Below are 286 nucleotides of genomic sequence, written 5' to 3' on the forward strand. Positions count from 1 at the left end.
CGTCTACGCGGCCGGCACGATCGAGATGCCCGCGTCGTTGAAGCCCTGCTTGATGTAGTCGGGGCCGCCGTAGAGGGCCAGGATGCGACCGTCCGTGGCGACGGTGGCCGCGCCGACCCGCACATCGCGGTCGTCGGAGCGGGTTTTCGGGCGGAGGCGGCCCAGTTGGTTCTTCACGGCGGTGGCCAGTGCGGTGACCTTCGGCTTCTCGAAGGTCGTGTAGATCTGGTAGCCGCCGAGGTCGAACTGGGCGTCGGAGATCCCGCTGCGCGAGGCGACGTACATC

General features: G+C 68.5%; 1 pseudogene. It reads right to left on the minus strand.

The annotated features are described in order from the left end of the window. Positions 1–3: 3 nt before the first annotated feature. A pseudogene (locus J0695_RS42170) lies at positions 4–286 on the minus strand (transglycosylase domain-containing protein); the annotation flags it as partial.

The sequence above is a fragment of the Streptomyces beijiangensis genome (assembly GCF_017315755.1).
Taxonomy (GTDB): domain Bacteria; phylum Actinomycetota; class Actinomycetes; order Streptomycetales; family Streptomycetaceae; genus Streptomyces; species Streptomyces beijiangensis.